The organism is Bradyrhizobium sp. LTSP857, from assembly GCF_000938285.1.
Classification (GTDB): Bacteria; Pseudomonadota; Alphaproteobacteria; order Rhizobiales; family Xanthobacteraceae; genus Bradyrhizobium.
This window is the reverse complement of sequence record NZ_JYMS01000024.1, coordinates 124,425-144,439: the sequence shown is the minus strand read 5'-3', so window position 1 is coordinate 144,439 and position 20,015 is coordinate 124,425. Positions and strand designations below refer to the sequence as shown.

At 64.5% G+C, this 20,015-nt stretch carries 25 protein-coding genes and 1 riboswitch; of the genes, 12 read left to right on the top strand and 13 right to left on the bottom strand.

All coding sequences use genetic code 11. From position 1 onward, the window contains the following. Positions 1–16 precede the first annotated feature (16 nt). Entirely contained in the window at positions 17–769 is a 753-nt protein-coding gene (locus UP06_RS13040) for an SDR family NAD(P)-dependent oxidoreductase (RefSeq protein WP_045002975.1), read from the bottom strand. A 97-nt stretch (positions 770–866) separates the two neighbouring features. Then, the gene (pdxH, locus tag UP06_RS13035; RefSeq protein WP_045002974.1) at positions 867–1,508 is read right to left on the bottom strand and encodes a pyridoxamine 5'-phosphate oxidase; all 642 of its coding nucleotides are present in this window, start codon (positions 1,506–1,508) and stop codon (positions 867–869) included. A gap of 113 nt (positions 1,509–1,621) precedes the next feature. Between pdxH and UP06_RS13030 the strand changes: the two genes are divergently transcribed. Both UP06_RS13030 and UP06_RS13025 read left to right on the top strand, forming a co-directional pair. Next, entirely contained in the window at positions 1,622–2,029 is a 408-nt protein-coding gene (locus UP06_RS13030) for an RT0821/Lpp0805 family surface protein (protein ID WP_045003059.1), read from the top strand. A 157-nt stretch (positions 2,030–2,186) separates the two neighbouring features. Further along, on the top strand, positions 2,187–3,158 hold the full coding sequence (locus tag UP06_RS13025; RefSeq protein WP_045002973.1) for a DnaJ C-terminal domain-containing protein: 972 nt from the start codon (positions 2,187–2,189) through the stop codon (positions 3,156–3,158). A gap of 423 nt (positions 3,159–3,581) precedes the next feature. Here the strand turns inward: UP06_RS13025 and UP06_RS13020 are convergent, their stop codons facing one another. Together UP06_RS13020 and UP06_RS13015 are read right to left on the bottom strand one after the other, a co-directional pair. Then, positions 3,582–4,355 carry an anti-sigma factor family protein gene (locus UP06_RS13020; RefSeq protein WP_045002972.1) on the bottom strand — a complete coding sequence of 258 codons (774 nt, stop codon included), beginning with the start codon at positions 4,353–4,355 and terminating at the stop codon, positions 3,582–3,584. A gap of 106 nt (positions 4,356–4,461) precedes the next feature. Continuing rightward, positions 4,462–4,950, bottom strand: a complete 489-nt coding sequence (locus UP06_RS13015) for a sigma-70 family RNA polymerase sigma factor (protein ID WP_045002971.1) — start codon at positions 4,948–4,950, stop codon at positions 4,462–4,464. 172 nt (positions 4,951–5,122) lie between these two features. Between UP06_RS13015 and fabI the strand changes: the two genes are divergently transcribed. From fabI to aroC, 3 genes are all read left to right on the top strand, one after another. Continuing rightward, a complete protein-coding gene (gene fabI, locus UP06_RS13010; RefSeq protein ID WP_045002970.1) occupies positions 5,123–5,926 on the top strand; it encodes an enoyl-ACP reductase FabI in 804 nt (267 codons plus the stop codon). 14 nt (positions 5,927–5,940) lie between these two features. Beyond that, on the top strand, positions 5,941–6,540 hold the full coding sequence (locus tag UP06_RS13005) for a histidine phosphatase family protein (protein WP_045002969.1): 600 nt from the start codon (positions 5,941–5,943) through the stop codon (positions 6,538–6,540). An 88-nt stretch (positions 6,541–6,628) separates the two neighbouring features. After that, on the top strand, positions 6,629–7,717 hold the full coding sequence (gene aroC / locus UP06_RS13000) for a chorismate synthase (protein ID WP_045002968.1): 1,089 nt from the start codon (positions 6,629–6,631) through the stop codon (positions 7,715–7,717). A gap of 17 nt (positions 7,718–7,734) precedes the next feature. Here aroC and UP06_RS42420 read toward each other — a convergent pair whose 3' ends face one another. Further along, positions 7,735–7,863, bottom strand: a complete 129-nt coding sequence (locus UP06_RS42420) for a hypothetical protein (RefSeq protein WP_283806026.1) — start codon at positions 7,861–7,863, stop codon at positions 7,735–7,737. On the opposite strand from UP06_RS42420, the gene UP06_RS12995 reads away from it, so the two are divergent. The 3 genes from UP06_RS12995 to UP06_RS12990 all read left to right on the top strand — a co-directional run bounded on the left by UP06_RS12995 (position 7,862) and on the right by UP06_RS12990 (position 9,921). Beyond that, the gene (locus UP06_RS12995) at positions 7,862–8,977 is read left to right on the top strand and encodes an adenylate/guanylate cyclase domain-containing protein (protein WP_245305463.1); all 1,116 of its coding nucleotides are present in this window, start codon (positions 7,862–7,864) and stop codon (positions 8,975–8,977) included. The genes UP06_RS42420 and UP06_RS12995 overlap by 2 nt on opposite strands. 35 nt (positions 8,978–9,012) lie before the next feature. Further along, positions 9,013–9,303: a GNAT family N-acetyltransferase gene (locus tag UP06_RS39825; protein ID WP_245305462.1), complete on the top strand. Its 291-nt coding sequence runs from the start codon at positions 9,013–9,015 to the stop codon at positions 9,301–9,303. Positions 9,304–9,426: 123 nt separating this feature from the next. Beyond that, positions 9,427–9,921: a GNAT family N-acetyltransferase gene (locus UP06_RS12990; RefSeq protein WP_045002966.1), complete on the top strand. Its 495-nt coding sequence runs from the start codon at positions 9,427–9,429 to the stop codon at positions 9,919–9,921. A gap of 9 nt (positions 9,922–9,930) precedes the next feature. Here UP06_RS12990 and clpS read toward each other — a convergent pair whose 3' ends face one another. From clpS to UP06_RS12975, 3 genes are all read right to left on the bottom strand, one after another. Continuing rightward, on the bottom strand, positions 9,931–10,236 hold the full coding sequence (gene clpS, locus UP06_RS12985) for an ATP-dependent Clp protease adapter ClpS (protein ID WP_045002965.1): 306 nt from the start codon (positions 10,234–10,236) through the stop codon (positions 9,931–9,933). Positions 10,237–10,395: 159 nt separating this feature from the next. Continuing rightward, on the bottom strand, positions 10,396–10,779 hold the full coding sequence (gene crcB, locus UP06_RS12980) for a fluoride efflux transporter CrcB (RefSeq protein WP_045002963.1): 384 nt from the start codon (positions 10,777–10,779) through the stop codon (positions 10,396–10,398). A gap of 31 nt (positions 10,780–10,810) precedes the next feature. Continuing rightward, entirely contained in the window at positions 10,811–12,019 is a 1,209-nt protein-coding gene (locus UP06_RS12975) for an MFS transporter (protein WP_045002962.1), read from the bottom strand. 144 nt (positions 12,020–12,163) lie between these two features. Further along, positions 12,164–12,241, bottom strand: a riboswitch (Fluoride riboswitch). A 207-nt stretch (positions 12,242–12,448) separates the two neighbouring features. Here UP06_RS12975 and UP06_RS12970 point away from each other — a divergent pair. Further along, positions 12,449–13,303 carry a DUF1194 domain-containing protein gene (locus UP06_RS12970; protein WP_045002961.1) on the top strand — a complete coding sequence of 285 codons (855 nt, stop codon included), beginning with the start codon at positions 12,449–12,451 and terminating at the stop codon, positions 13,301–13,303. A gap of 167 nt (positions 13,304–13,470) precedes the next feature. Beyond that, positions 13,471–14,106 carry a hypothetical protein gene (locus UP06_RS12965; protein ID WP_045002960.1) on the top strand — a complete coding sequence of 212 codons (636 nt, stop codon included), beginning with the start codon at positions 13,471–13,473 and terminating at the stop codon, positions 14,104–14,106. Between the two features lie 232 nt (positions 14,107–14,338). Here UP06_RS12965 and UP06_RS12960 read toward each other — a convergent pair whose 3' ends face one another. Continuing rightward, entirely contained in the window at positions 14,339–14,986 is a 648-nt protein-coding gene (locus UP06_RS12960) for a carboxymuconolactone decarboxylase family protein (protein ID WP_045002959.1), read from the bottom strand. A 130-nt stretch (positions 14,987–15,116) separates the two neighbouring features. Between UP06_RS12960 and UP06_RS12955 the strand changes: the two genes are divergently transcribed. Then, a complete protein-coding gene (locus UP06_RS12955) occupies positions 15,117–15,500 on the top strand; it encodes a bleomycin resistance protein (protein ID WP_045002958.1) in 384 nt (127 codons plus the stop codon). 27 nt (positions 15,501–15,527) lie between these two features. Here UP06_RS12955 and UP06_RS12950 read toward each other — a convergent pair whose 3' ends face one another. Further along, positions 15,528–16,586, bottom strand: a complete 1,059-nt coding sequence (locus UP06_RS12950; RefSeq protein WP_045003058.1) for a class I SAM-dependent methyltransferase — start codon at positions 16,584–16,586, stop codon at positions 15,528–15,530. A 255-nt stretch (positions 16,587–16,841) separates the two neighbouring features. On the opposite strand from UP06_RS12950, the gene UP06_RS12945 reads away from it, so the two are divergent. After that, positions 16,842–17,435 (top strand): hypothetical protein, encoded by a 594-nt coding sequence (locus UP06_RS12945; RefSeq protein ID WP_045002957.1) that lies wholly within the window; start codon positions 16,842–16,844, stop codon positions 17,433–17,435. Positions 17,436–17,439: 4 nt separating this feature from the next. On the opposite strand, the gene UP06_RS12940 is transcribed toward UP06_RS12945, so the two are convergent. The 3 genes from UP06_RS12940 to UP06_RS12930 are packed head-to-tail and all read right to left on the bottom strand — an operon-like array spanning position 17,440 to position 19,990. Next, positions 17,440–18,681, bottom strand: coding sequence for a class I SAM-dependent RNA methyltransferase (locus UP06_RS12940; protein ID WP_045003057.1), 1,242 nt, complete (start codon positions 18,679–18,681; stop codon positions 17,440–17,442). Continuing rightward, positions 18,674–19,408 carry a TlyA family RNA methyltransferase gene (locus tag UP06_RS12935; RefSeq protein ID WP_045002956.1) on the bottom strand — a complete coding sequence of 245 codons (735 nt, stop codon included), beginning with the start codon at positions 19,406–19,408 and terminating at the stop codon, positions 18,674–18,676. The genes UP06_RS12940 and UP06_RS12935 overlap by 8 nt, the downstream gene beginning before the upstream one ends. A 27-nt stretch (positions 19,409–19,435) precedes the next feature. Then, positions 19,436–19,990, bottom strand: a complete 555-nt coding sequence (locus UP06_RS12930; RefSeq protein ID WP_045002955.1) for a nucleoside 2-deoxyribosyltransferase — start codon at positions 19,988–19,990, stop codon at positions 19,436–19,438. Positions 19,991–20,015 lie beyond the last annotated feature (25 nt).

Genomic DNA, 20,015 nt, shown 5'->3' with positions numbered 1-20,015 from the left:
GCTTTGCCCGCTTGGCCTACACGTGCTGGCCGCCGTTGATGTGGATCTCGGCGCCGTTGACGTAGGACGACGTCTCCGTGCACAGCACATAGATGATCTTGGCGACCTCGTCGGGCGTGCCGAGCCGGTGCAGCGGGATCTGCTGCTCCACGATCTTCTCGGTGCCGGGTGACAGGATCGAGGTATCGATCTCGCCCGGCGCGATGGCGTTGACGCGCACGCCGACGCGGCCGAAGTCCGACGCCATCTCGCGAGTCAGGGACGCGAGCGCGGCCTTGGAGGTCGCATAGGCCGCGCCCGCGAAGGGATGCACGCGCGAGCCCGCGATCGAGGTGACGTTCACCACCGAGCCCTTGGCCGCCTTCAATTCCTCGATAAGCCCGCGCGCGATCATGATCGGCGCGAAGAAGTTGACGTGGAACACATGCGTCCAGGTGTCGAGATCGGTGTCGATCGAGCCGAGCCTGGAGCCGCCCGGGCCCTTCGGCGAGATCGCGGCGTTGTTGACCAGCGCATGCAGCATGCCGCCTTCGAGGCGATCGCGGATGTCGGAGATCGCGCGCGTCGTATCCGCGGGGTTGGCGAGGTCGACCTGGATGTGGTCCTCAGGGCCCGCGTCCCACGGGCAATCCTCCGGGAACGGATGCCGTGAGCAGGTGATGACGCGCCAGCCCGCCGAGGAAAAACGGATCACGGTGGCATGGCCGATGCCGCGGCTGGCTCCGGTCAGGAGCAGCGTACGGCGCGGCGCATTGGACGACTGCGGCATGGAGGTCTTTCAGGTTGGAGCATGATCCGGACCGGGAGGGCCGCGTTAGCGCAAAGTGTGCAGCGGTTTTCCGAAAAGATCATGCTCAAACAAAATGCTAAGGGTACATCCGCATCTTGGACCACGGCTGCCCGGCCGCGTCACGGCGAAATTCGATGCGGTCGTGCAGCCGGAACGGGCGGTCGTGCCAGAACTCGATACGCGAGGGCGTGATGCGCCAGCCGCTCCAGCCCGGCGGCCGCGGCACCTCGCCGATGATGTGCTTGGCCGCGACTTTTGCGATGGCTTGTTCGAAGGCGAAGCGGCTCTCCAGCTCTTGCGACTGCTTGCTCGCCCAGGCGCCGATCTGCGCCTGCTTCGGCCGGGTGGCGAAATAGGCGTCGGCCTCGGCCTCGGTCACCGGCGTCACGTTGCCGCGGATGCGGACCTGACGGCGCAGCGACTTCCAGTGAAAAAGTAACGCCGCCTTAGGATTTGAGGCGAGTTCGTGGCCCTTCTGGCTCGCGATGTGGCTGTAGAAGACGAAACCCTCGGCATCAAAGCCTTTCATCAGCACCATGCGCACGTCGGGCAGGCCGTCCGGGTCGACGGTTGCGAGCGCCATGGCGTTGGGATCGTTCGGTTCGCTCTTGATCGCCTCGTTCAACCACGCCTCGAACAGCGCAAAAGGCTCATCGGCGGCGGTGAAATCACCGGATGTTAAGGGTGTCTGGTGTTTCATCGAGGTCGTGTCGGTCATGTCTGGAGTCCGAGTTGCGTTCCGCGGCCCAAAACGCGCTGTTATCCGCTACCGCCCTATATAGGGCATGGGGCCGCGTTGGCCTATCGGCGATGCGGCCGTCCGGCTTCGTCATGACGATGATTCTGATCGGGCTCGGCACCGGCGGTTGCAGCTTTTCCCGCAACGACACCAGCGCCTACGCCAAGGCCGATGACAACGACCTGACCGGTTCGATCGCACGTCTGGCGAAGGAGGCCGCACCGACCGAGACCGATCTCGCCTTCGCCCGCAACGCCGCCTCCGACGTGCTGAGCAAGGGCGACAAGGATGCCAGCCAGCACTGGGAGAATCCGGAGACCGGGGCGCGCGGCTCGGTGACGCCGATTGCACAGTCCTACGCGGCCGAGGACGGCCGCAAGTGCAGGGATTTCCTGGCGAGCTACGTCAACGGCAACACCGAAAGCTGGCTCCAGGGCGCCGGTTGCCAAAGCAGCCGTGGCCGTTGGGAGATTCATACGTTAAAGCCGTGGCGGAGCTGAGCATGATCCGGGAACCAATTTTCCGATAAGATCATGCTCGAATCGTAACGGGTCGCTTCACCCGACTAGTTGCAAAAATGCCACTCGCCCCCCACATGAGGCTCAGATGGGGCGGGGAGCCCTTTGATATTTCGATTCCGAAGAGGAGACGTGACGGATGCGCGACCCCTATGAGGTCTTGGGGGTGCCGCGGAGCGCCAACGCTGCCGCGATCAAGAGCGCCTATCGCAAGCTGGCCAAGAAGCATCATCCCGATAGCAACAAGGATGATCCCAAGGCCGCCGAGCGCTTCTCCGAGATCAACTCGGCCAACGAGATCATCGGCGACGAGGACAAGCGCAAGCAGTTCGACCGCGGCGAGATCGACGCCGACGGCAAGCCGCGCTTCCAGGGCTTTCCGGGCGGCGGCGGGCCGCGCGGGCGCGCTGGCGCGGGTCCCGGTGGTTTCGAGAGCTACTCGTTCCGCAGCGGGGGCGCGGGCCCTGGCCAGGGCGCGGGCGGCTTCGAGGATATTCTCAACAGCATGTTCGGCGGTGGGGTGCGCGGTGCGCGGCCGGGGGCCGGCGGCGGCGCCCAGTTCGAATTCGACACCGGCGGGGTCGGGCTCGATCTCGACGTCAACGTCGCGATGTCCGTCTCGCTTGAAGAGGCGGTCAAGGGTGGCGAGAAGCGCGTCCGACTGCCGACGGGCAAGGAACTCAACGTCAAGATTCCGGCCGGCGTCGTCGAAGGCCAGCAGATCCGGCTGAGGGGGCAGGGCGAGAGCGCACAGGGCCATCCGCCGGGCGATCTGCTGATCACCATCAGCATTGCGCCGCACGCCTTCTTCAAGGTCGAGGGTGCCGACCTGCGCATCGAGCTGCCGGTCACGCTCTACGAGGCGGTGCTCGGCGGCAAGGTTCGCGTGCCCACACTCGGCAATGCGGTCGAGCTCTCGGTCCCCAAAAACACCTCCAGCGGTCGCACCTTCCGTCTCAAAGGTAAGGGCTTGCCGAAAACTGGCGGAACCGGGGATCTCTTCGTCGTCGTCCGGATTATGCTACCGGACGGGAACGACGCCGAGCTTGAGGCATTGATGGAAAAGTGGCGGGACCAACACCCCTACAATCCACGTAGCGGGCTTGGCTAACGCATGATCCGGACCCGGAGGGCCGCGTTAGCGCAAAGTGTGCAGCGGTTTTCCGAAAAGATCATGCGCAAACAAGTAGCTAAAGCGCGAGCCATCGCGCTTTAGGGCGAAATCGAACTGAAGGGGTTCTCCTAAAGGCTGAGAGCATTCTCGCAGGAGATGATGCTCATCATATGCGTGAGGCGTGGTAGCGCTTCATGTGCTCGACGTGTCGGCTGTCCGGCGGGGTAGCCGATAAAAAGGTGCGGCCTCGAGAGGGGGACCAGCGCGGTACCAAAAACCCCAATCGAGGCCGCCCGCGTCGATCGGCGGATCGAACGCCGCTCATATTCGCGTGAGCACTCGGTGCGATAATGAGACGCACACATGTCTTGATTCCAAATTTTCAATGTCGGAATCGAGGCACCGCGCTTGTGCGGTTGCTTAGCCGCCGTTTTTCTCTGCCTGGTCGTAGACAGCCTGTGCCACCTTGGTCAGCCGGTCACGGTCGCTGCCGCCGCCGCTGACGACGTAGCCGACGCCGCGCTCGGCCCAGAACAGCGCCCCGTCCTTGTCCGCCTTGGCGAAGCGCATCTGCGTTGCGCCGTTCTCGGTCTTGGCGGTGTAGATCGTGTAGCGCTCGCCCGAGGCGCCCTCATACATCAGGAAGGATGCGGGTCCACTCGGCCCCGGCAGCAGTCGGCCGCCGACGAGCTTCAGCCCGCTCGCCTCCAGATTGGGCGCGAACACGGTCCAGCCGCAGCGCCGGGTCAGCCAGGCCTGGAGATGGTCGCGCTCGTTGCCGCCGACCTCGACCGGATGGCGGACCTCGACGACATAAAGGCGGTGGGCGTCGAGCGCGTCCGTCGTAAAGCTCTGGAAGGTCGAGGGCGCGTTGGCGGCGCCATGCGCGACCCAGCCGGCCGTGCCGCCGGCAACGAAGGCAACCAGCGTGGCTGCGACGGCGCCGTAGAGCCATTGCCGCGGGCGGCGCTCCAGCCGTTCGAGCTCCAGCCGTGCCGGCACCGGCTCCTGGGCGACGCCGTCGTAGCGGGCGTGCAGCATCTCGGCCATGGCACGCCAGGATTGCACCCGCTCGGCATCCTCGAGGTGGCTGGCGAGCCAGGCCTCGACGTCGGCGCGGCGCTCGGCCGGCAGCTCGCCATCGACATAGGCGTGCAGTTCGTCCTCGGTCACTGAAATCCTGTGGTCGTTCATATCGGTCGTCTCTGGCTCTGCGGCCCAAAAAATCTTACGCGGTTCAACTGCGCTGCGTCTCTCTCCGTGCAGGGGACGCGGCACGTGCGATGCATCAATCCTGCCATCATTTCACCCGCCTGAGCGCCGGGCGCATGCCCTCCAGTGAAGCTTTAACGTGGGCGCGGGCGCGCGCCAGGCGCGACATCACGGTGCCGATCGGAACACCCTGGATGTCGGCGACCTCGCGGTAGCTCATGCCCTCCAGCATCACCAGCAACAGCACCGAGCGCTGCTCCTCGACGAGCGTCGAGAGCGCCCTCTCGATGTCCCGTCCCTCGGCTTCGGTCCCGCTGGCATCCGGGTTGTTCTCCGTCAGCTGCATGAATTGCGGTCGCCGTGCCAGCGAGCGCCGCCGGTTCTTGTTGAGGTTGGTCAGGATCGTGTAGAGCCAGCTCCTGACGTCGCCTCCGAGAAACAATCGCTCCGAACGCAACGCACGCACCAACGTGTCCTGCACCAGATCGTCGGCCGCATCCGCGTCGCGCGTCAGCGCGCGGGCGTAGCGGCGCAACGCCGGGATCATGGCTTCCACACTCTGGCGAAACGCACTCATGCCGTCTTGACGTCCTTCACGTTCGGCGCGAACGCCTCAACGATCATAACACCCGAGCGGAACGGCTATTCCGCCGCCTGAAACAGCGTTAACACCGCGTATTAGGACTGTACCGCAGGGGAGGGCTGGTGTACCTCCAGACCTTAACCCAGTTCGCCGGGACGTTAAGAAAATGGTGCAGAATTCAGGTCTGATGCAAGGTAAGCGCGGGGTCATTCTCGGCGTTGCCAACAACCGCTCGATCGCCTGGGGCATCGCCAAGGCATGCCACGCCGCCGGCGCGGAGCTCGCATTCACCTACCAGGGCGATGCGCTGAAGAAGCGCGTCGAGCCGCTGGCTGCCGAAGTCGGCGCGCTCGTGCTCGGTCATTGCGACGTCACCGATGCTGCCACCATCGATGCTGTGTTCGATGTGCTGAAGGAGAAGTGGGGCAAGATCGATTTCGTCGTGCACGCGATCGCGTTTGCCGACAAGGAGGAGCTCGAGGGCCGCTATGTCGACACCACCGCGGGCAATTTCTCCAAGTCGATGCTGATCTCCTGCTACTCGCTGACTGCGATCGCGCAGCGTGCCGAGAAGCTGATGACCGATGGCGGATCGATCATCACGCTGAGCTATTACGGTTCCGAGAAGTGGATGCCGAACTACAACGTCATGGGTGTCGCCAAGGCGGCGCTGGAGGCGAGCGTGCGCTATCTGGCCGCCGATCTCGGCGAGAAGGCGATCCGCGTCAACGCGATCTCGGCCGGCCCGATCAAGACGCTGGCGTTCGCCGGCATCAGCGATTCACGTCTCCTGCTGAAATATAACGAGGTCAACGCGCCGCTGCGCCGGAACGTGACGATCGAGGAGGTTGGCGACAGCGCGGTGTATTTCCTGTCGGACATGTCGCGCGGCGTGACCGGCGAGGTCCACCATGTCGATTCCGGCTACAACGTGCTGGGCATGATGCGGCCTGACGCGCCGAAGGACTGATCGCAGCCCCGACAATGCCTGTGCCCACGATCTATTATCTTCGCCACGGCGAGACCGAGTGGAATGCGCTCGGCAGGCTTCAGGGCACCAAGGACATTCCGCTGAACGCGCGGGGACGCGACCAGGCCGTGCAGGCCGGTGGCATTCTCGCCGATCTGTTCAAGCGCGACGGCCGCGACAAGGCGGCGCTGCCATACGTGTCGAGCCCGCTCGGCCGCGCGCGCATGACCATGGAGTTCGCGCGCGGCAAGCTGGAGCTGCCGGTCGCGGACTATGCGCTGGACGATCGCCTGCGCGAGATCGGCTATGGCGTCTGGGAAGGGCTGACGCTGGCCGAGAGCGAGGCGACCGACCCCGACATCTATGCCAGGCGCCTCGCCGACAAATGGACGGTGGGCCCTGCAGGCGGCGAGACCTATGCCGATGTGCAGGTCCGCGTCCGTGCCTGGTACGACCAGCTCCGGACCGACACCGTTGCGGTCGCCCATGGCGGGACCTGCCGGGCCCTGATGGTCTCACTCGGCATCGAGACGCCGGCCAGCGCCGCCGAGCTCTATATCGAGCAGGGCGCCGTCTACGTGTTCCGCGACGGCCGGCTGGAGAAGTATAGTTAAGCCCCGCCACCGTCGTTGCGGGGCGGTGTTGCGGGTTTGACCCTCGGCCCCTCGCGCGTTACCACACGCCGGAACCAAGCGAGCAGCGATGTCCTTCAACACCTTCGGCCACATGTTCCGCGTCACCACCTTTGGCGAGAGCCACGGGGTGGCGATCGGCTGCGTGGTCGACGGCTGTCCGCCGATGATCCCGCTGACCGAGGCCGACATCCAGAAGGACCTCGACCGCCGCCGCCCCGGCCAGTCGCGCTTCACCACCCAGCGCCAGGAGCTGGACCAGGTCAAAATCCTGTCCGGCGTGATGGCGCATCCGGAGACCGGGGTGCAGGTGACGACGGGCACGCCGATCGGGCTTTTGATCGAGAACACCGACCAGCGCTCGAAGGACTATTCCGAGATCAAGGACAAGTTTCGTCCCGGCCACGCCGACTTCACCTATGAGGCCAAATACGGCCTGCGCGATTATCGCGGCGGCGGGCGCTCCTCGGCGCGCGAGACCGCGACGCGGGTTGCCGCCGGCGCCATCGCGCGAAAGGTGCTGCCTGATGTGAAGGTCCGCGGCGCGCTGGTGCAGATGGGCCCGCACAAGATCGACCGCGAGAAGTGGGACTGGGACGAGATCGCCAACAATCCGTTCTTCTGCCCCGACAAGGACAAGGCCGCGTTCTTCGAGACCTATCTCGACGGCATCCGCAAGAGCGGCTCCTCGGTCGGCGCAGTGCTCGAGATCGTCGCCGAAGGCGTGCCGGCGGGCCTCGGCGCGCCGATCTACGCCAAGCTCGATGCCGAGCTTGCGTCTGCGATGATGAGCATCAACGCGGTCAAGGGCGTCGAGATCGGCGCCGGCTTTGGCGCCGCTGAATTGACCGGCGAAGAGAATGCCGACGAGATGCGCACCGGCAATGACGGCACGCGATTCCTATCCAATCATGCCGGTGGCGTTCTTGGCGGCATCTCCACCGGCCAGCCGGTGGTGGTGCGCTTCGCGGTGAAGCCGACTTCGTCGATCCTTCAGCCCCGTCTGACCGTCGATCGCAGCGGCGCTGACACCGAGATCATGACCAAAGGCCGCCACGACCCCTGCGTCGGCATCCGCGCCGTCCCGGTTGGAGAGGCCATGATGGCCTGCGTGCTGGCCGATCATTTCATTCGCGATCGCGGGCAGGTGGGGCGTTAGGTCTTCGTGTCGCGGTACTAGCCCACCGCGCAGCTTGACGATTCCACAACTTCGTCCGCAAATGCGGCCATGGAAAGCTCCGGGCTCCAGCGTGTCCTGAACTGGCTTATCGACGGCGCGAGGTCTTCGGGGACTTCGGCCGACATGATCGCCGTCCTCTGCGACCATCTGGTCGATGCCGGCCTGCCCTTGTGGCGGTTCGGCATCTTCATCCGTACCCTGCATCCGGAAATCTTCGGCCGTAACTTCATCTGGCGGCAGGGCCAGAAGGTCGCGATGGGCACCGCCGATTTTGATTTCCTGGATTCACCCGAATTCACCCAGAGCCCGCTTCGCATCGTGTTCGAGCAGGGCGTGGAGGTCAGGGCCCGGGTCGATGATCCCGACAGCGCGCGGTTTCCGATCATCAACGACATGCGCGCCGATGGCGTGACCGATTATATCGCGGTGCCGATGCCGTTTCTCGACGGCTCGACCCACGCCACGAGCTGGGTCACGCGGCAACCGGGCGGCTTCAGCGATGACGACATCGCGGTGATCCGGATGATCATGGGGCCGCTGGCGCGGGTCAGCGAGATCGTCAGCCTGCGCCGCACCGCCGAGATGCTGCTCGACACCTATGTCGGCAACCGCGCCGGCGCGCGTATCCTCGGCGGCCAGATCCGCCGCGGTCACAACGACACCATGCAGGCCGCGATCTGGCTGTCGGATCTGCGCGGCTTCACCGCGCTGTCGGACCGGCTGCCGGCCGAGACCGTGGTCGAGATCCTGAACCTCTATTTCGACTGCCAGGTCACGGCGATCCGCGGCCACGGCGGCGAGGTGCTGAAATTCATGGGCGACGGCCTGCTCGCGGTGTTTCCGATCGACGAATATGTCGGCGACGCCGCGCATGTCTGTACCCGCGTGCTGGAGGCGGCACGCGAAGCCCGCGCCAGCGTCGAGGCGCTGGCGCATCCGGTCGGCGACGTGGTCGAGCGCTTTCGCTTCGGCGTCGCGCTGCATGTCGGCAACATCCTCTACGGCAATATCGGCGGCGGCAACCGTCTCGACTTCACCTGCATCGGCCCCGCCGTCAATCTCGCGGCACGATTGGAGAAAATCGCCGGCCGCCTGGGGCGCACCGTCGTGGTGTCGGAGGGCTTTGCAAATGTCTGCCGCGAAGGCTGGCGCGAGCTCGGTGAATTTCCGATCGCGGGATTTTCCAAGGCGCAGCGCGTGTACGGGCTGCCCGAAGAGACGCCGGTGGTGATGGCCTGACGCCTGTCGGCGCGGATGCGAGCGAAGAGCGTCAATTGAACGACATCCTTATTCGACCTGCTACCGAGCAAGACGCAGATCTCATCGCCGCGATCCATGCGTCGAGCTGGCGTGACGCCTATGCCCACATTCTCGCGCCGGAATTCCTGAATGGCGCCATCGAGGCCGACCGGCTTGCCGTCTGGTCGCAACGGCTCCGCGATCGTTCCACAACTCAACTGATCAACGTTGCCTGCGACCCAGCTGGGCTCGTGCAAGGCAAACGTAGCGGCTCTTCACTTTTACGAGCGGCTTGGAGGCCGCGTCGTTGGGAGGGATCGCTCTGAGATTCCGGCTGCTGGCGGCCAGACTGTGCTGCACGTCTATCGGCAGACCCTCGCGATGACCTGACGCCGGTCGCGATGGCGCAACAATCAGGCTATGCTTGAGATGAAGCAACAGGGCCGCCCATGACCGTCGAATTCCGCCAGATCGAGGTCGCCGACACGGATGCCTTCCGCGCCGCCGTCGATGTCGTTGCCCGCGAGCGCAAATACATTGCGCTTGTGGAGGCGCCGCCGATCGAACAGGTCCGCGCCTTCGTTGCGCGCAACGTCGAGCGTGGCTACCCGCAGATCGTCGCCGTCGCGGACGGTGCCGTGGTCGGGTGGTGCAACGTGCCGCCGGCCAGTCGCGTCGTCTCGGCGCATGTCGGCGATCTCTTCATGGGGCTGCTGCCGGAGTTCAGGGGCAGGGGATTTGGCGAGGGGCTGCTGCGGCAGGCCATTCAGGCCGCGGACGCGTTCGGCTTCCGACGCATCGAGCTCGGCGTGTTCGCGACCAACACCGCGGCGGCAGCCCTCTATCGCAAGGTCGGGTTTGTCGAGGAGGGCACCAGGCGGATGGCCATCCTGGTCGACGGGATCTATCACGACGAGATCATCATGGCGCGCCTCAAGGACTAGCTTATCGGCCTACTCCTCCGGCTCCGTCGTGAACAACAGCGGATAGCCCTTGGCACGGGCGGCATCAGTGCCGCGGGTGGCCTTGGTCTCGGCCACGTCCTTGGTGAACACGGCGACCACGCAGGCCCCCAGTTTGTGTGCGGTGATCATGACCTTGTAGGCCTGATCCTCGGTCATGCGGAACTCGGCCTTCAGGATCATCGTGACGAACTCACGCGGTGTGAAGTCGTCGTTGATCAGGATGACCTTGTGCAGCTTCGGCCGTTCGACCTTGGTCTTTGTCCGCGTCTTCGGTGTGGTGACGGTGTCGTTCATCTGTCCTGAGATACCCCGGTCCTGAGCTTCCAGCCGCGCGGCGCTCAGCCTGCAACGTTCGCATTATATTGCAGGACCCGCGCCTTCTCCAAGACGGTCGGACCGTCCAGCATCATGCCGTGAGAGATGGGCAGGAATGCGCTGATCAGGCAAGCGCGGTCAAGGAAACGCGCGAACGAGCTGCATCGCGGCAATGAGGGCGCCCACGGACAGCACGACCGATGCAATCATATAGGTCGCCGAGGCCCATGTTTGTCCGCGCTCGATCAGATACCAGGCATCCAGCGAGAACGTCGAAAATGTCGTGTATCCGCCACAAATCCCGACCGTCAGGAAGATCCGGGCGGCCTGCGGTAAGTTCCATTTGGTGACAAACAGTGCGGCGAAGATGCCGATCAAAAAAGACCCCGTTACGTTGATGATCAGGGTGCCCCAGGGAAAATCGGTGCCGAACGCCCGGGCCGAGCCGAGCCCAACGAGATAGCGCATCACCGAGCCGAGCGCCCCGCCTGTGGCGACCGCCAGAATGAATTGGATGTTCAACGTCTCGTCCCCCAGTTTGTGTCGTGCATTGTCACTTGCCTTCCTCTCCCAGCCCGTTGCCGACAGCGAGCAGCCCCACCAGCGCGGCCAACGTGAAGCCGAATCCTGCGAGGAACGTGCCGGCCGGGCCGTAGGCGTCCCACAGCGCCCCGGCGATCACGCTCGCGGACAGCAATGCGAGGCCCGTGAACAGGTTGAAATAGCCGAACGCGGTGCCGCGCAAGTGCGGCGGCGCCGTATCGGCGACGAGCGCCGAAAGCAGGCCCTGCGTCAGTCCCATGTGCAATCCCCACAGCACGACGCCGAGCGCGAGGCCCGCTAGATTCGGCAGCAGCGCGAGCGCGAGATCGGCGCCTGCGAGGAAGACGAGGCCGAGCGCGAGCAGGGCGGTCCGGTTCATCCGGTCCGACAATACGCCGGCCGGATAGGCGGACAGCGCATAGACGATGTTCATCAGCACCAGCACCGCCGGCACCCACATCGCAGTGACGCCGATGTTCTGGGCGCGCAGGATCAGAAAGGCCTCGCTGAACCGCGCGAGCGTGAAGACGACACCGACCGCGACGACGCGCCAATAGACTGCGCCGAGCTGCCGCATCGCGGCGGTGTTCAGCGGATTTTTCGTAAGTTCCCGGCTTGCGTCCGGCTCCGGCTCGCTCACCGCAAGCGCGATCAGGCCGAACGACAGAAACGCCGGCAGCACGGCCACCCAGAACACGGCGGTAAAATTGTCCGCAGTCCACCACATCAAGCCGATCGCGGCGAGCGGTCCGACGAAGGCGCCGATGGTGTCGAGCGATTGCCTCAGGCCAAAACTCGCGCCGCGCAAGCCGGCGGGCGCGATGTCAGCGATCAGCGCATCGCGCGGCGCGCCGCGAATGCCCTTGCCGATACGGTCGATGAAGCGCGCCGCGACCAGCCATCCGACGCTGGGGGCGAGCGGGAACAGCGGTTTGGTGAAGGCGGCGAGCCCATAGCCGAGCGCGGCAAGCAGCTTGCGCCGGCCGAGCCAGTCCGACAGCGCGCCGGAGAAGATTTTTGTGATCGAGGCTGTCGCCTCCGCGATGCCCTCGATGAAGCCGACGGTGAGCGTCGAGGCGCCGAGCACGGTGACGAGATAGACCGGCAGCAGCGCGTGGATCATCTCGGAGGAGATGTCCATCAGCATCGAGACGAAGCCGAGCACCCAGATCCCCCTGGGCAGCCCGGCGCGCGCAGCGTTTGGTGTCGTCGTCGTCACGTCCTTGCCTTCAAGTCTTCGCCTTCAGGTCTTCGCCTTCAGATCCTGGCCTTCAGATCCTGGCTTTCATCAGGCAACAAAAAACCCGCCATCGGCGGGTTTGTCCATGCTCCCGCCAAAGGCAGAGGCTTATTGATTGCCTCACCTCAAGCAGGAGTCATCAGCCCAGCACGATCATCGACCGTCGGGCGGTTGTCGGGGGACTCCATCCCCATCTGTGCGGTCAACCTAGCATGGAAATCGCGCGGAACAAGTGGGCGGGGCGCGCTGTCCCGTGGCTCGCATGTGCGGCGACGCAAGCGTGGCGACATGGCGGCGGTTTCGCGCAAAGCTCGAAAAGCCTAACTTGAATGTGAAGCACAAGCGATCTTCGCACTTTGCGGCAAGGCGTTTGCATGTCACCATCGCGTCATACGACGGGAGACTGCGATGCGGTTGCTGTTCTCGATCGGGGCTGTGCTGGTGGCCGGCGTGCTTGCCGGAGGGGACGTCGCGGGCATCGCGGCGCCAGGACCAAGGCATCAACCGCAGCGGCAGGCGGCCGACGGGGATGCGCAGTCGGTTGATGTCGAGCTGATCCTCGCGGTCGACGTCTCCTACTCCATGGACATGGACGAGCTCGCGATCCAGCGCGAAGGCTACGCGCAGGCGATCCAGTCGAAAGAGTTCTTGCAGGCGCTCAAGGCCGGTCCCAACGGCAGGATCGCGGTGACCTATTTCGAATGGGCAGCGTCCACCGACCAGAAGATCATCATCCCGTGGCGCCTGATCGACGGACCGGAGACGGCGGATGCGGTCGCCTCCGAAATCATGAAGACGCCGATCCGCCGCGCCTCGCGCACCTCGATCTCCGGTGCGATCACTTTCGCGATGCCGCTGTTCGACGAGGATCCGTATCACGGGCTTCGCCGCGTCATCGATATCTCGGGCGACGGTCCCAACAACAATGGTGGCCCGGTCACGTTGGCCCGCGACGCCGCGCTCGAGAAAGGCATCGTCATCAACGGCCTGCCGATCATGGTCAAGGAGCCGTCCTATTCGACCATGGATATCGACAATCTCGATTACTACTACGAGGACTGCGTCGTCGGCGGCCCCGGCTCCTTCGTGATCACGATCAAGGACCGCGACAAGTTCAAGGAAGCGATCCGCACCAAGCTTCTGATGGAGGTCGCAGGCCGCACGCCAGAGCGTCCGGTGGTGCGGGTTGCGGACAAGGACAAGGAGCCGCGCGTCAGCTGCACGATCGGCGAGAAGATCTGGTCGGACCGCTGGGGGCGCTGAGGCGCATCCCCGATGAGACCATTTGCCCCATCGCACCCGGCGGTTGAAATTAACCGCTTGTTAACGACGGCGTGGCCCTAATCAGAATTGTTTCTGAATGTTTCTGATGCCGTCTCCCGGCGCTCGAACGCAAGCGAGTTCGTCAAACTCGTCCACCGAGCAAAGCAATGGCCATCGTTACGCAAAGCACCAGCCAGATTTCGCCCGCTAACGAGCGTGTTTATCACCAGAGCGCTCTGCTCGGTGATTGGAAGGGCAATTGGGCGGGCAACAACCAGCCCGTCGGCTTCAAGGTCGTGAACATCCGCGGTAGTCGGGCGCAGGTCGAGTACACCCATAACGGGCACACCGAGCGCGGTTTTGCCCAGGTCAGTGGCGCGCTTATCACCTTTGGCGGGGTCACGGTCGGCACCAAGGACGGCAAGAACCTGGTGCTCCTGTTCTCCGCGGGCGGCTCTGGCAAGCAGACTGCGTCGCTCGAGAAGCAGGCGCCGCCGGCCTCCGACAGCCGCCTGATGGGAAGCTGGGGCGGCTATTCCAGCGACAACGGCAAAAGCGCGAGCTTTCGCGTGCTCGGGGTCAACGGCAATGAAGCGCAGGTCAGCGTCACCACCGATGGCATCACCCGCCAGGGCACCGGCATCGTCTACAAGAACGTCATCATGTTCGGCCAGTCGCAGATCGCGACGGATGACGGACAGAACGGCAAGATCATCTACCAGGTCGGCAACAAGTCCTTCATGGTGCCGGTGACGAAATATCCGCCGGCAGATTCGTCGTCCTCGGTCGACAAGACGGCGTAGCTGGACGCGGTTCGGCTCCCCGCATTGTCTCAGCGTTCGCGACTGTTAAACCCGTCATCCTGAGGTGCATTCCATGGGGCGCAGCGCGCCCTATGGAAGGCCTCGAAGGATGCACGGCCAAAGCTGGCAGCCGGGCCGTCGCCCTTCGAGGCTCCCCATCCGGCGCGTTGCGCCGCATGGCTCGCACCTCAGGGTAACGGCGATAGAATTGTCAGGGCCTGGGTGGAGGCTTCTACTTGGCCGCAAGCGGCGGCAGCGGTGGCACGCTGTCGTTCGGCGCTTCGGCCTGCATCGTGATCAGCGTCATCGAGACCAAATCGTAATAGCCGATCAGGCCGATGATATCCATGATGCCGCGCTCGCCGAATTTCTGCTCGGCCGCGCGGTAGACCTCGTCGGACACCTTCTTGTCGCGATAGAGCGCCATCGCGAGGTCGTAGAGGGCGGCTTCGTCGTCCTTCATCGCCTGCGGCCGCACGCCGCTCGCGATATCCTTGGCGACCTCTGGATCGAGCCCCGCCTTCATCGCCAGGGGATAATGCGCGAACCATTCATATTGCACCGTCCACTGCCGCGCCGTGATCAGGATGGCGAATTCGCTCAAGCGCGCCGGCAGCGACGAATTCCAGCGCAGATAGTCCGACATCGCCGAGAGCTTTGGCGCGAGCTCGGGATTGCGGATATAGGCGCGGTAGGGCGGGTTGGTGAATTTGGCATTGCGTGGCGGCACGGCGATCGCATCGGCCCATTCCTTCTGCGGCGGCGCAAGCTCGTCCGGCTTCAGCGGCGTAAAGCGCGTCGGCTCGCCGGCGCGGCCGGCTCCCGAACTCGCGACGGTGAACAGCACAACCAGCGCCAGGCCGAGATATCGCATCGTCATCCTCCCATTCCGGCGGACTGTCGCCGCCGTGTTCGGTCGCCAGCTTACGTTGCGGAATGGGCGGTGCAAGACCTCGTGATCGCATGCTAGGCTGCGTCGGACGACAGGCTCGCGATGCGAGGAGGCTGCAATGACTGACGAACACCCGATGATGGCAGGCTCCGCCACTGTCTTCGTCGTCTCTGACATCGCAACGAGCCTCGCCTATTATCGCGATGTGCTCGGCTTTCAGGTCACGTTCGAATACGGTGAGCCGCTGTCCTATGCCTGCCTCTGCCGCGACGAGGTCGCCTTGCACCTGCTCGCATCGAGCAGGACGAAGCGACTGCCCGGCCATGGCGCCATCTGCGTCTTCGTCCGGGATGTCGACCAGATCTATGCCGAGGTGTCGGGACGCGGCGCCAGGCTGCTCAACCGGCCGGAGGACCGCGACTACGGCATGCGCGATTTCGATGTCGTCGATGCCGACGGCAACCAGCTCACCTTCGGGATGGGCACGGACGCCGCGGCCTGACAATTTCGGCCGCGCGCCCGGCGTGAGTCAGATTCGCGCCTCCAGGATCAGGTTGAAGGGCGTCTCAGTGGCACGACGAAAGCGCGTCAGGCCACCTTCACTTGCGACCTTGCGCAGCCTTGCCTCGCCGGCTTGCGCGCCCAGCGCCAGGCCGACCTCCTGATCGAGCGAGGCCGGCGTGCAGATCATGGTCGACGCCGCATAGTAGACGCGCCCGACCGGGTTGAGATTGTCTTCGAGGCGGTCGTTGGCGAACGGCTCGACCAGCATGCAGGTGCCGTCCTTCGCCATGGATTCGCGCACGTGACGGATGGCGCCGACGGGATCGCCCATGTCGTGCAGGCAATCGAAGAAGCAGACGAGATCATAGGCCTCAGTCGGATAGGTTTTGGCGGAATGGACTGCGAAGCTGACCCGATCGCCCAGCTTTGCATCAGTGGCCGCCTTTCGCGCGGCCTCGATCGAGCCCTCGTGATAATCGAAGCCGTAGAAGCGCGAGTTCGGGAAGGCCTCCGCCATCAGCCGTGTCGAGACGCCATGCCCGCAGCCGACATCGGCGACCTTGGCGCCGCGCTTCAGCTTGTCCACGACGCCATCGAGCGCAGGCAACCACTCTTGCACCAGATGATGCATGTAGCCGGTGCGGAAGAAGCGGGCCGTGCCGCAGAACAGGCACTCGCTGCGCCGGTTCCAGCCGACGCCCTTGCCGCTCTTGAATGCATCCGAAATTTTGGGCTCGTCGAGAAACGCCGAGGCAATGACATTGCCGAACGCGCCGAGGAAAACCGGGCTGTCCTCGTCGGCCAGCGCCATCGCCTGCTCGGGCAGCATCGAGAATTTTCCCGAAGCGGAATCGTATTCGATGTAGCCGGACGCCGCCTGGCTCGACAGCCATTCGCGGACATAGCGCTCCACCGTGCCGGTGGCGCTTGCGAGCTCGGACGAATTCATCGGTCCCTTGGCGGCGAGGGTGCGGTAGAGACCGAGCTTGTCCCCAAGCAGGACCAGCGATGCGTTCATCGCTGCACCGAACTCGGTGACCATCTTGCCCATAAAGGCATTCAACTTGTCGGAATTGACCTCCATGACAACCTCCATGACGTGTTGAGAATTTTCAAAGGTCTGCGCAAATTGCGCGCTGCTGGACCACGCTTGGCCTTCGCGATCAAAGTGACGGCCTGAGCTTGCGCGTCCTTTAGGTGGGTCCATCCGCCGCAGGGGAGGTTCAACGTATCAAGAAGACGTAATCCCGGAACCTGAGCAAGCGATGACCGGCATCGGTCCGCTGGCATTCGTGCTATCCGAGTAGTATAATTTGCGAACTTTTCGACGGAAGCCTGAATGTCCAGCCTTGCAAGTTCTTGCGGTCTCGCAGCTTTGTTCGCGGTGCTTTGTCTCGGCGGGGCGCCTGCCCACGCGCAAGCTGCGCCTCTAAGTTATTGGATACCAGGCGGTGCTTTCGGCTTTGGCGGCAGTGCCGGCCAGAGCGCCGATACCTATGGCAACTTTCCAAGTTTCGATGCCAGCGGGCGCACCAATTTTGCGAACGGCTTCTTTGTCGGGAGCCAACGCGGCAACCTCAATTGGAGCGGCCTCAGCCAGACTGGGCCAGTCGGCAATTTCAACGCGCTCTCTTATGATAGCTCGCAGTTCGGCTACAATACCAAGACTGCGGGCGGCCTGCCGGTGACATTCTTCGCCGGTTTCGACACCCTGAAATACGGCAACGGCATTGGCAGCTCGGTTGCGCCGCTGACCTCGGGCGCTACACCCGGCTACGGTGCGTTTGCGGGCGTCGAATTCAAGCCGACCTCCAACCTCAGCCTGACGTTCGGGGCCGGGTTCACCCAGCAGGATTCGGGCCGCATGGACAGCGATATCAGCTCGAACATGCTGCCCGGCGAGTCGCCGGCACTTGGCGCGCTACGGCGTTAAGACATCACCGGGTAAAGCGCGCTATCAATTCTACATGCGGCGTGTGGCGGAACTGGTCGACCGGCACGACGGTCTCGATCTTGTAACCGCCATCGATGAGCAACCTCGCGTCGCGGGCGAAGGTTGCAACGTTGCAGGACACCGCGATCACGACCGGCACCTTGCTTGCGGCAAGCTTGAGCGCCTGCGCCTGCGCGCCCTGGCGCGGCGGGTCGAACACCACGGCGTCGAAGTCGCGCAGCTCGGGCGGCACCAAGGGACGGCGAAACAGGTCGCGCGGTTCGGCCTTGATCGGCTTCAGCCCCGGTGTGCGCGCGGCTTTTGCCAGCGCGGCGACAGCGCCAGCGTCGCTGTCATAGGCTGCAACGCGCGATTTCTCCGCAAGCCTCAAGGCAAAGGGACCGACGCCGCAAAAGAGATCGGCGACCTCCTTGGCCTTGCCGACGCGCTCGGCGACGAGCGCGACAAGCGTCTCTTCGCCCGAGACGGTCGCTTGCAGGAAAGATCCCGGCGGCAGCGTCACCTCGGCGCGGCCCATCTGCAAAGTCGGCGGCAGGCGTTGCAACACCAGCTCGCCGTGCCGCGTCAGCCGCGCCAGGCGATGCTGCTCGGCGACGTGCGATAGCGCCGTGACCAGCCGTGTCGGCAGAGGGCCCGAGCCGCGTATGTCGACGTCGAGACCGGTGGCGGTCGCGGTGACCTGGATGTCGAGCGGCTTCGTCACCGGCATTTTGGACGTCAGCGGCTCGGCGAGTGCCCAGGCGGCATCGAGCGCGCCGTCGAGCGCGGGATCGAGGATCGGGCAGCGATGGATCGGGATCACATCGTGCGAGCTTGCTGCGGCAAAACCGACCTTGAGGACGTTGTGCGTGCCGAACCTTCCGTGCAGCGTGACGCGCCTGCGGCCAGCGCCATGGGCGTCGACCAGCGGCGCGACCTCGCAATCGATACCGGCCTGCGCCAGCGTCTCGACCACGATGCCGCGCTTCCAGGCATGATAGGGCTCGGCCGCCCAGTGCTGGATCGCGCAGCCGCCGCAGACGCCGAAATGCGGACAGAACGGCTCGATACGCGCGGGACTTGCGACATCGACCGCGAGCAGCTTGCGGCGGTCGGGATGGCTGCCCGCGTCGACCTCGACGGTCTCGCCGCCGAGCGTGTAGGGCACATAGACCGTACCGCCCGCGTCGAGCGAGACACCGTCGCCGCGATGGCCGACATGATCGATCCTGACGCGTTCAACCACGGCGCGCACCCAGGAAGAATTCGATGTTGCCGTCGCCGCCTGCAATTGATGAGGGAAACACCTCGATGTCGGTGCAGCCGAGCGAGGCGGCAAAGGCTGCGATGTCGTCGCAGATCTCCTGATGCACGGCGGCGTCGCGGATGATGCCTTTCTTGTTGTGTTTTCGGTCGGCCTCGAATTGCGGCTTGATCAGCGCCAGCAGGCTCATGGGCGCTGCTGCGAGCGACAACGCCACCGGCAGCACGGTCTTGAGCGAGATGAAGCTGACGTCGATCACGACCACATCGGGCCGCGCCGGCAAACGTTTGCCGTCATAGGTCCGGATGTCGGTCTCCTCCATCGACACGATTTTTGGATTGTCCCGCAGCGAGGGATGCAACTGGCCGGTGCCGACATCGATGGCGAAGACGAGGCTCGCGCCGTTCGCCAGCAGCACCTCGGTAAAACCGCCGGTGGAGGCGCCGACGTCGAGGCAGACATGATCCTCGATCTCGATCGGATAACGCTCCAGCGCGCCGGCGAGCTTGACGCCGCCACGGGAGACGAAAGGATGTGCCGGCTCGGCCTGGATCACCGCATCTTCCGCGATGGTCTCGGACGGTTTTTCCACAGGCTTGTCGTTCGCGGTGACGAGCCCGGCCTCGATCGCCGCGCGCGCCCGCGCCCGGCTCTCGAACAGGCCGCGCTCGACCAGCAAAACATCCGCGCGCTTGCGGGGAGGGGACATCAATCTCTCCGAGGAAGACCTGAGCGCTTATGGTGCGATCAATCGCGCAGCCGCCATCCGGACGCAAGCCTCGAACGCGGCGAGATCATGCCAGACGTCGACCGGCATCGCGGCCGGAATCACCAGCGGGCAGCCATGCAGCTCCAGCGCATGGATCATCATGAGATTGTCGACGAGGCCAAAATCCTCGACTGTCAGCCCCTGCGCATCGACCAGCCGACCGTCCTCGGAGGTCACGTTCATGAAGCGGCCGACGCGGTCGGCATAGGTGGCGGGATCGTTGGAATAGGCCAGACAAAACTTGCCGCGGCCGGCCATGTAACCGAGCTCGTAGACGGTGCCGGGATCAGCGCCGGCGCCGCGAAACGGTGTGAGATTGGCGATGATGGCGTCGGCCTGATCCATCATGGCCTCGTTGGCGGTAAAGATCTGCCGCGAGGCGTCGGGAACGGCGAGCTCGATGGCGTTGTCGAGGGGATAGAGGCCGATGAGCCTCTGCGCGGCGCAGATCGCGGCTTTGCGCCGGCCGATCTCAACAGCATCCGGCAGGAACACGTCGGGGCCTGCCAGATAGATTTTCATGAAGGTCGCGCTGCTTCGCGAAGGT

What these genes read in the sequence shown, in the direction of transcription:
- UP06_RS12970 (WP_045002961.1), top strand. Translation starts at nt 12,449, where the DNA reads ATGCGGTTGCTGTTCTCGATCGGGGCTGTGCTGGTGGCCGGCGTGCTT.
- UP06_RS13005 (WP_045002969.1), top strand. Translation starts at nt 5,941, where the DNA reads ATGCCTGTGCCCACGATCTATTATCTTCGCCACGGCGAGACCGAGTGG.
- clpS (WP_045002965.1), bottom strand. Translation starts at nt 10,236, where the DNA reads ATGAACGACACCGTCACCACACCGAAGACGCGGACAAAGACCAAGGTC.
- UP06_RS12990 (WP_045002966.1), top strand. Translation starts at nt 9,427, where the DNA reads ATGACCGTCGAATTCCGCCAGATCGAGGTCGCCGACACGGATGCCTTC.
- UP06_RS42420 (WP_283806026.1), bottom strand. Translation starts at nt 7,863, where the DNA reads ATGTCGGCCGAAGTCCCCGAAGACCTCGCGCCGTCGATAAGCCAGTTC.
- UP06_RS12950 (WP_045003058.1), bottom strand. Translation starts at nt 16,586, where the DNA reads ATGGAGGTCAATTCCGACAAGTTGAATGCCTTTATGGGCAAGATGGTC.
- UP06_RS12945 (WP_045002957.1), top strand. Translation starts at nt 16,842, where the DNA reads ATGTCCAGCCTTGCAAGTTCTTGCGGTCTCGCAGCTTTGTTCGCGGTG.
- UP06_RS12965 (WP_045002960.1), top strand. Translation starts at nt 13,471, where the DNA reads ATGGCCATCGTTACGCAAAGCACCAGCCAGATTTCGCCCGCTAACGAG.
- UP06_RS13030 (WP_045003059.1), top strand. Translation starts at nt 1,622, where the DNA reads ATGACGATGATTCTGATCGGGCTCGGCACCGGCGGTTGCAGCTTTTCC.
- UP06_RS12960 (WP_045002959.1), bottom strand. Translation starts at nt 14,986, where the DNA reads ATGACGATGCGATATCTCGGCCTGGCGCTGGTTGTGCTGTTCACCGTC.
- fabI (WP_045002970.1), top strand. Translation starts at nt 5,123, where the DNA reads ATGGTGCAGAATTCAGGTCTGATGCAAGGTAAGCGCGGGGTCATTCTC.
- UP06_RS13025 (WP_045002973.1), top strand. Translation starts at nt 2,187, where the DNA reads ATGCGCGACCCCTATGAGGTCTTGGGGGTGCCGCGGAGCGCCAACGCT.
- UP06_RS12955 (WP_045002958.1), top strand. Translation starts at nt 15,117, where the DNA reads ATGACTGACGAACACCCGATGATGGCAGGCTCCGCCACTGTCTTCGTC.
- pdxH (WP_045002974.1), bottom strand. Translation starts at nt 1,508, where the DNA reads ATGACCGACACGACCTCGATGAAACACCAGACACCCTTAACATCCGGT.
- UP06_RS13040 (WP_045002975.1), bottom strand. Translation starts at nt 769, where the DNA reads ATGCCGCAGTCGTCCAATGCGCCGCGCCGTACGCTGCTCCTGACCGGA.
- UP06_RS12935 (WP_045002956.1), bottom strand. Translation starts at nt 19,408, where the DNA reads ATGTCCCCTCCCCGCAAGCGCGCGGATGTTTTGCTGGTCGAGCGCGGC.
- aroC (WP_045002968.1), top strand. Translation starts at nt 6,629, where the DNA reads ATGTCCTTCAACACCTTCGGCCACATGTTCCGCGTCACCACCTTTGGC.
- UP06_RS12995 (WP_245305463.1), top strand. Translation starts at nt 7,862, where the DNA reads ATGATCGCCGTCCTCTGCGACCATCTGGTCGATGCCGGCCTGCCCTTG.
- UP06_RS12930 (WP_045002955.1), bottom strand. Translation starts at nt 19,990, where the DNA reads ATGAAAATCTATCTGGCAGGCCCCGACGTGTTCCTGCCGGATGCTGTT.
- UP06_RS13020 (WP_045002972.1), bottom strand. Translation starts at nt 4,355, where the DNA reads ATGAACGACCACAGGATTTCAGTGACCGAGGACGAACTGCACGCCTAT.
- UP06_RS13015 (WP_045002971.1), bottom strand. Translation starts at nt 4,950, where the DNA reads ATGAGTGCGTTTCGCCAGAGTGTGGAAGCCATGATCCCGGCGTTGCGC.